This is a genomic window from Brevundimonas sp. UBA5713, from assembly GCF_002419815.1.
In the GTDB taxonomy this organism is placed as follows: domain Bacteria; phylum Pseudomonadota; class Alphaproteobacteria; order Caulobacterales; family Caulobacteraceae; genus Brevundimonas.
Genome location: NZ_DIGV01000053.1, coordinates 41130 through 48913 on the forward strand (window position 1 = coordinate 41130; position 7784 = coordinate 48913).

Consider the following 7784-nt stretch of genomic DNA (forward strand, 5'->3'; position numbering starts at 1 on the left):
CCCCGCTACAGGCCTTGGCGGGCACCATAGCGGGGCAAATGATGGTCTCGGTGCCAGTCTTGGGCCGCAATCAGGCCGCGTCGGCTTCCTGCTGTTCCTTGCGCAGTTCCGAGGCGCGCTTCTTCTCGGATTCCGACTTCAGCTGGCCGCACGCGGCAAGGATATCGCGACCACGCGGGGTACGGATCGGCGAAGCGTATCCGGCACGGTTCAGAATGGCCGCAAAGGTCTCGATCGCCTTCCAGTCCGAGCACTGATAGTCGGTGCCCGGCCACGGGTTGAACGGGATCAGGTTGATCTTGGCCGGAATGCCCGAAATCAGTTTGCACAGGGCGCGCGCCTCGTCAGGGCTGTCGTTGACGCCCTTCAGCATCACGTATTCGAACGTCACGCGCTTGGAGTTACCCAGACCCGGATAAGCGCGAATGGCCGCCATCAGCTGTTCAAGCGGGTATTTCTTGTTCAGCGGCACCAGTTGGTCGCGCAGCGGATCATTGGTGGCGTGCAGGCTGATGGCCAGCATGGTACCCGTGCGCTCGCCCAGCTCCGGAATCTTGGGCACGACGCCCGAGGTCGAAACCGTGATGCGGCGGCGCGAGATGGCGATGCCTTCGCCATCCGAAATGATGTCGATCGCGTCCGAAACGTTGTCGAGGTTATAGAGCGGCTCGCCCATGCCCATGAAGACGATGTTGGACAGGCGGCGGTCTTCCTTGGGCGACGGCCATTCTTCCAGATCGTCACGGGCCACCTGAACCTGCGCCACAATCTCGGCAGCCGTCAGGTTGCGCACCAGCTTTTGCGTGCCGGTGTGGCAGAAGGTGCAGTTCAGCGTACAGCCGACCTGCGATGACACGCACAGTGCACCGGCGCGACCCACATCGGGGATGTAGACCGTCTCGACCTCAATGCCCGGTCCCATGCGGATCAGCCATTTACGGGTGCCGTCCTTGGAAATCTGGCGCTCGATGATCTCGGGGCGATCCAGCACAAAGGTCTCGGCCAGCTTGGCGCGCGTGTCCTTGGCCACATCGCTCATGAGGGCGAAGTCGGTCACACCATAGTGGTGGATCCAGCGCCACACCTGGGTGGCGCGCATCTTGGCTTTTTCCGGCGGGCAGATGCCGCCGTCGATCAGCGCCTGACGCAGGCCCTCGCGCGTCAGACCGGACAGGTTGACGGGGGCCTTTGAAGCGACACTGCGCGAGAGGTCCAGCGTGATGCTCACGGCGGAATAATCCTGTGACAAAAGGGGGAGAGTTGAAGCCCCTATAACATGTGCGAGACCTTCTGTCGCCCTAGAGGGAGGTCGCCCCGTCTTGATCCCCTGCGTGAACAGGTCTAGTTGAACGCCCGTTGGGGAGTAGCTTCCGGCATCCACAGTCGGGTTCGCGTCAACACACTTGCCCTTGGGCATGGCGCGATCAGCGGTTTTACCGCCTAGCGAGACCAGCACGTCTTCGGGGGCCGAGCCGGCCTGCACCCGGAGTGTGCTGTCACGCGTCCGGCCCCGTAATTGTCATGACCCCAGTCGCGATTGCCGTTCTTTCCGTCAGCATGTCTGCGGACGCGTTTGCTGCCGCCATCGGGCGCGGCGCGCAAAATCGCCCCACCCTGTCGCAAGCCCTCAAGACCGGTCTGATCTTTGGTGTGATCGAGGCTTTGACCCCGCTGATCGGCTTTGGCCTCGGCGTCGCGGCGGCGGGTTTTGTCGAACAGGTAGACCACTGGATCGCCTTCGGCCTTCTGGGGACCGTCGGTCTGAANNCTGCGGAAGCCGCCCGCAAGAGCGGCAAGGCGGGCCTATTGGCCGTGATCGCCACCGCCGTCGGCACCTCCATCGATGCCGGTGCCGTGGGCGTGGGTCTGGCATTGCTGGACGCCAACATCTGGCTGATCGCCGCCTGCATAGGCTTTACCACCTTCAGCCTTGCCACACTGGGCCTGCTGGTTGGCAAGTTCGCCGGCTCGCGCCTCGGCAAGATCGTCGAACTGGTCGGCGGCATCGCCTTGATCACGCTCGGCCTGAAGATCCTGCTCGAACATCTGGGCGTGATCGGCGTCTGATCGTTTCTATCGCTCGAACAGGGCGGAGACGTCGGGCTCTTTGTCGAACTGGCAATAATCGCTGAGCATTCGGAGCGGCATGTCAAATTCGTCCCCCTTGGGGAGCTCGCCCCCTTCCAGCTTGGAGCGTACGCGCGTCACGCGACGGCGTGCGACATTCATCCAATAACGCGCCCCCATCAGCCGTTTGACCGCATCGGCATCAGGCAGGTCCATCAGGTCCACCGTGCTGAGCGCATGGATACATTCATCCATTTCGCCTTCCGTGGCCGAGACATTATCGAGATTGAAGGGCGTCTTGCTGCGGGCGCTCGACTTTCCTTTGGCGCGCTTCAAAGCCGATTTACAACGCCCGAGCAGCAAGTGAACCACTTCGCGACGTGCCGCCAGAGCCGCATCCTCTCGAGCCCGTTCCAATCGATGGGAGTGTTTGACGACCGCGAAGGCGGCCTAAACACCCGCAGCGGCCGCGGCCACGCCCGCCACGCTGCCCCAAGCCTGAATCCAAGACGGAAGATCAACCACGCCACTCTCCACACGCGCCACTGCGGGAGAGCCTAGCGTTTGTGCCGTGCAGCATACAATCGCGAGCCGAAGCCCGCAGGATCACAAATTTGGCAGCGATGCTTTTCGTAAAAGAAGGTGGTGGTTGGAGGCGGGATCGAACCGCCGACCTGTGGGTTATGAATCCACCGCTCTAACCATCTGAGCTACCCAACCATTCCACACCTTGGATGCGCGAGGCATCCGAGCCGCGAAGGCTTCACGCCGGTCGAAGACAATCGGCCAACGCGAGAGCGGTGCCTATATCGCCGCCTGCCTTTCGGTTCAAGCGGTTATGCATGGAAAATTTGCAGTTTAACGCCGCGACATAAAATACTGTCGTAATCCCAGAGCCGTGCCGTAAGTTGGGTTCCGAACATTTCCCTATGCCTTGGAGCACATTCATGAAGCTTGTCGCCCGTAAACTGCTCGCCCTGAGCGCAGTGTCGGCCATGACACTGCTGGCCGCCTGCGGAGCCACCGGACAATCAGCCGCTCCCGTGGCATCCGGCGCGCCGGTCGAGACCCGCGCCCCGAACAACCCCGACCAAAAGCCAGCCCATGAAGGCCAGACCCGCGCGCCGGGCGTGGCTACCCAAGGCCAGCTGACCCACAGCGTGATCGCCTCGGGTCTGGAGCATCCGTGGGGTTTGGCCCTGTTGCCCGATGGCAATTGGTTGGTGACCGAAAAGCCGGGCCGCCTGCGTCTGGTCACCAAGGAAGGTCAGGTCGGCGCGCCGATCACAGGCGTGCCCGCCGTGGACGCCAAGGGTCAGGGCGGTCTGCTCGACGTGACGCTCAGCCCGACGTTTGCACAGGACCGTCTGGTCTATGTGTCGTTTGCCCAACCGCGCGAGGGCGGCAACGGCACGGCGGTGGCACGTGGCCGCCTGTCGGACGATAACACCCGTCTGGAGAATGTGCAGGTCATCTTCCAGGTCGCCCAGACCTATGATGGCGACAAACACTATGGCTCGGCGCTGGCATTTGGTCCGGACGGCAAGCTCTACATCACCGTGGGCGAGCGTTCGGACAAGCCCAAGCGCCCCGAAGCCCAGAACCTGGCCACGCACCACGGCAAGGTGATCCGCATCAATGCCGATGGCTCGGTACCGGAGGACAACCCCTTCGTCGGTCGTCAGGACGCCCTGCCGCAGAACTTCACCTATGGCCACCGCAACCCGCAGGGCATCGCGATCCAACCGGGCACCGGCGCGGTGTGGACCATCGAGCACGGCACGCGCGGCGGCGACGAGTTGAACCTGATCAAGCCGGGCAACAACTATGGCTGGCCGATCGCGGGTTACGGCATCGAGTACAACGGCGACGCGATCCCTGACATGAGCCCCACTGCCGAGGGTACCGTCCAGCCGGTCTATTATTGGGATCCGGTCATCGCACCGGGCGGCATGACCTTCTATCAGGGCAGCATGTTCCCCGAGTGGGAAGGCAATGCCCTGATCGCCGGTCTGGCCGGCCAACATCTGGTGCGCGTGGTCATCGAGAATGACCGCGTGGTCGGCGAAGAGCGCCTGTTGTCGGGCCTGAACACCCGTATCCGCAATGTGAAGGTCGGTGCCGATGGTGCCGTCTGGGTCATCACCGACGAGGACGATGGCAAGCTGATCCGTCTGGCTCGCTAATCCGACAACCCTAGTCCATAAAACCACGGCGCGATTGTATTGACACTATTGTCATTATAATCGCGCCATCTTATGTCTCTCACGCGCCTTGTTACTTGACGTTGACGTAAACGTCGGTTTTCTAGGCGTAGCTTCTCGCACCTGCGCCCGCGGCTTCGCGCCGCAGCGCGGGTCGCAGAATCAAAACCGTATCCCCATCTGTTCTCCGAGACGGCTGGGAACACGAAAACAAAAGAGAGACGCACCACGATGGCCGAGGCCTATATCTACGACGCCGTGCGGACCCCCCGCGGCAAGGGCAAGAAAGACGGCAGCCTTCACGAAATCACGGCTCTGAGCCTGGCTTCGCAAGTTCTGGAAGCCCTGCGCGACCGTAACAACCTCGACACCTCCAAGGTAGACGATGTCATCCTGGGCGTGGTTTCGCCCGTGGGTGAGCAGGGCTCGGTGATCGCCCGCACGGCGGTTCTGGCCGCTGGCTATTCGCAAGAGACCGCTGGCGTACAGCTGAACCGCTTCTGCGCCTCGGGCCTCGAGGCCGTGAACGTGGCGGCTGCCAAGGTGAAGTCGGGCGAAGCCGGTCTGGCCATCGGCGGCGGCGTCGAAGCCATGAGCCGCGTGCCCATGGGCTCGGATGGCGGTGCATGGCCGACCGATCCGTCGGCCGCCTTCCCGTCGTACTTCGTGCCGCAGGGCGTGTCGGCAGACATGATCGCCTCGAAATACGGCATCAGCCGCGATGACGTGGACGCCTATTCGGTCGAATCGCACAAGCGCGCCGCCCGTTCGTGGGAAGAGAAGCGCTTTGCCAAGTCGGTTGTGGCCGTGAAGGACCAACTGGGTCTGGTGCGCCTTGACCGCGACGAGACCATCCGTCCGAACACCGACATGCAGACCCTGGGCGGTCTGAACCCGTCCTTCACCATGATGGGCGGCATGGGCTTTGATGCCGTCATCAACCAGCGCTACCCCGAAGTGGCTGGCGTGAACCACGTCCACACTCCAGGCAACTCGTCGGGCATCGTGGACGGTGCCGCTGGCGTGCTGATCGGTTCGAAGGAACTGGGCGAGCAACTGGGCCTCAAGCCGCGCGCCAAGATCCTCGGCGGCGCTTCGATCGGTTCGGAACCGTCGATCATGCTGACCGGTCCGGAACCGGTGACCCGCAAGCTGCTGGGCAAGCTGGGCATGTCGGTGGCTGACATCGACTTGTACGAACTGAACGAAGCCTTTGCCGCTGTGGTTCTGCGCTACATGCAGGCGCTGGACATCCCGCACGACAAGATCAACGTCTGCGGCGGCGCTATCGCCATGGGCCACCCGCTGGGTGCCACCGGTGCCATGATCCTCGGCACCGTGCTGGACGAGCTGGAACGCTCGGACAAGTCGACGGCTCTGGCCACCCTGTGCATCGGCGGCGGCATGGGCACCGCCACTGTGATCGAACGCGTCTGATCTAGGAGCGAATGACTATGGAAAACTTCAAGATCGAAATCGATGCCGACGGTATTGCCGTTGTTGCCTTCGACGTACCCAACCGTTCGATGAACACCCTGACCGGCGCTGTGATCAAAGAGATCCCGGAACTGGTCGAGAAGATCAAAACCGACGACGCCATCAAGGGCGTGGTCCTGACCTCGGGCAAGACCTCGGGCTTCTGCGCCGGTGCTGACCTCGGCGACATGGCGTCGGGCATGCTGTCGGGCGCAGGTGACTTGCAATCGGCCTTCGACGCTGGCTGGGCACTGAACGGTGCCTTCCGTGCGCTGGAAACCTGCGGCAAGCCGGTGGCGGCAGCCATCAACGGCCTCGCCCTTGGCGGCGGCCTCGAGTTCNNCCCTCGCCTGCCACTATCGCGTGGTCGAGAACAATCCGAAGATCCAGCTGGGTCTGCCGGAAATCAAGGTCGGCCTGTTCCCGGGCGGCGGCGGCACCCAGCGTCTGACCCGTCTGATCGGCGTGCAGACCGCTCTGATGCAGATGGCCGAAGGCAAGTCGTGGCGTCCGAACGATGCCAAATCGGCTGGCGTCGTGCATGAAGTCGTCGAAATCGGCCAGTCGGTCGAAGCGGCCAAGGCCTGGATCAAGAACGGCGGCAAGGCCGTCCAGCCGTGGGATGAACCCAAGTTCAAGATCCCGGGCGGCGGTCCTTACCACCCCGCCGGCGGCCAGGTGTTCATCATGGGCAACGCCATCCTGCGCAAGCAGTCCTATGGCAACTACCCTGCCGTTCTGAACATGATGAAGGCCGTTTATGAGGGCGTTCAGGTGCCGATGGATGCCGGTCTGCGTATCGAGACCCGCTACTTCATCAAGACCCTGATGACCCCGCAGGCTCAGGCCATGATCCGCTCGCTGTTCCTGTCCAAGCAGGAACTGGACAAGGGCGCGGTTCGTCCGGCTGGCATTCCGAAGTCGGATCCGAAGAAGGTCACCGTCATTGGCGCAGGCATGATGGGCGCAGGCATTGCCTATGTCCAAGCCATGGCCGGTATCGAGACCATCCTGATCGACACCAATCAGGAAGCCGCCGAGAAGGGCAAACAGTACGCTGTTGACCTGATCCAGAAGCGCGTCTCGCGCGGTCACATGACCCAGGAGAAGGCTGACGGCATCCTCGCCCTGATCACCCCGACCACCGACTACAACCTGATCAAGGGTTCGGATCTGGTGATCGAGGCCGTGTTCGAAAACCGCGAGATCAAGGCCACCGTCACCAAGAACGCCGAAGCCCAGCTCGAGAAGGGCGCGATCTTCGGCTCGAACACCTCGACCCTGCCGATCACCGGTCTGGCCGAGGCTTCGGATCGCCCTGAAGACTTCATCGGCATCCACTTCTTCTCGCCTGTCGACAAGATGATGCTGGTCGAGATCATCATGGCCGAAAAGACCTCGGACGAGGCTCTGGCCAAGGCTCTGGACTATGTCCTGAAGATCAAGAAGACCCCGATCGTGGTCAACGACAGCCGCGGCTTCTACACCTCGCGTTGCTTCTCCACCTATCTGATGGAAGGCATGGCGCTGCTGGAAGAAGGCTTCTCGCCGGTCGCCATCGACAACATCGGCCGCGCCACCGGCATGCCGCGTGGCCCGCTGGAAATGCACGACGACGTCGCTCTGGACCTGTCGTACAAGATCGCCAAACAGACCCGCGAGGATCTGGGCGATGCCTATGTCCCGTCGGCTGGCGAAGACATCGTTGCCAAGATGGTCGAAGGCGGCCGCTATGGCCGTAAGAACGGCAAGGGCTTCTACGACTACGACCAGAAGCCGAAGGTCATCTGGCCGGGTCTGTCGGAGCTGGCTCCGGTCACCAAGACCGAAGGCTTCAACGAGACCGCCGAAGCTTTCGACACCATCGAAGAGATCAAGACCCGTCTGCTGTACCGTCAGGCCGTCGAAGTGGCGCGCTGCTGGGCAGAAGGCGTGATCGACGATCCGCGTGAAGGCGACCTCGGCGCCATCCTCGGCTGGGGCTTCGCGCCGTGGTCGGGTGGTCCGATCACCTTCATCGACCAGATCGGTCTGGCC

5 protein-coding genes, 1 tRNA gene, 1 pseudogene and 1 riboswitch are annotated in these 7784 nt (G+C 62.6%); of the genes and pseudogenes, 4 read left to right on the top strand and 3 right to left on the bottom strand.

The window, feature by feature from the left end; translation table 11 throughout:
* Nucleotides 1-70 precede the first annotated feature (70 nt).
* Nucleotides 71-1228 (bottom strand): 23S rRNA (adenine(2503)-C(2))-methyltransferase RlmN, encoded by a 1158-nt coding sequence (gene rlmN, locus B3B04_RS13095; protein ID WP_292043514.1) that lies wholly within the window; start codon nt 1226-1228, stop codon nt 71-73.
* 124 nt (nt 1229-1352) lie between these two features.
* A riboswitch (yybP-ykoY riboswitch) is annotated at nt 1353-1521 on the top strand.
* Nucleotides 1522-1557: 36 nt separating this feature from the next.
* Between rlmN and B3B04_RS13100 the strand changes: the two genes are divergently transcribed.
* Complete coding sequence (locus B3B04_RS13100; RefSeq protein WP_422653065.1) at nt 1558-2067, top strand: manganese efflux pump MntP family protein; 510 nt, start codon at nt 1558-1560, stop codon at nt 2065-2067.
* 6 nt (nt 2068-2073) lie between these two features.
* On the opposite strand, the gene B3B04_RS13105 is transcribed toward B3B04_RS13100, so the two are convergent.
* On the bottom strand, nt 2074-2403 hold the full coding sequence (locus B3B04_RS13105; protein WP_292043516.1) for a hypothetical protein: 330 nt from the start codon (nt 2401-2403) through the stop codon (nt 2074-2076).
* Between the two features lie 307 nt (nt 2404-2710).
* Nucleotides 2711-2787 (bottom strand) — tRNA-Met (locus B3B04_RS13110).
* A gap of 227 nt (nt 2788-3014) precedes the next feature.
* Here B3B04_RS13110 and B3B04_RS13115 point away from each other — a divergent pair.
* The 3 genes and pseudogenes from B3B04_RS13115 to B3B04_RS13125 form a co-directional block, all read left to right on the top strand.
* Nucleotides 3015-4253, top strand: a complete 1239-nt coding sequence (locus tag B3B04_RS13115) for a PQQ-dependent sugar dehydrogenase (RefSeq protein WP_292043517.1) — start codon at nt 3015-3017, stop codon at nt 4251-4253.
* Between the two features lie 249 nt (nt 4254-4502).
* Nucleotides 4503-5708 carry an acetyl-CoA C-acetyltransferase gene (locus B3B04_RS13120; RefSeq protein ID WP_292043518.1) on the top strand — a complete coding sequence of 402 codons (1206 nt, stop codon included), beginning with the start codon at nt 4503-4505 and terminating at the stop codon, nt 5706-5708.
* A 17-nt stretch (nt 5709-5725) separates the two neighbouring features.
* Nucleotides 5726-7784 (top strand): annotated as a pseudogene (locus B3B04_RS13125) (3-hydroxyacyl-CoA dehydrogenase NAD-binding domain-containing protein); the annotation flags it as partial.

Bases quoted from the DNA above. Each gene is read 5' to 3' on its own strand.
- B3B04_RS13115 (WP_292043517.1), top strand. From the start codon at position 3,015: ATGAAGCTTGTCGCCCGTAAACTGCTCGCCCTGAGCGCAGTGTCGGCC.
- B3B04_RS13120 (WP_292043518.1), top strand. From the start codon at position 4,503: ATGGCCGAGGCCTATATCTACGACGCCGTGCGGACCCCCCGCGGCAAG.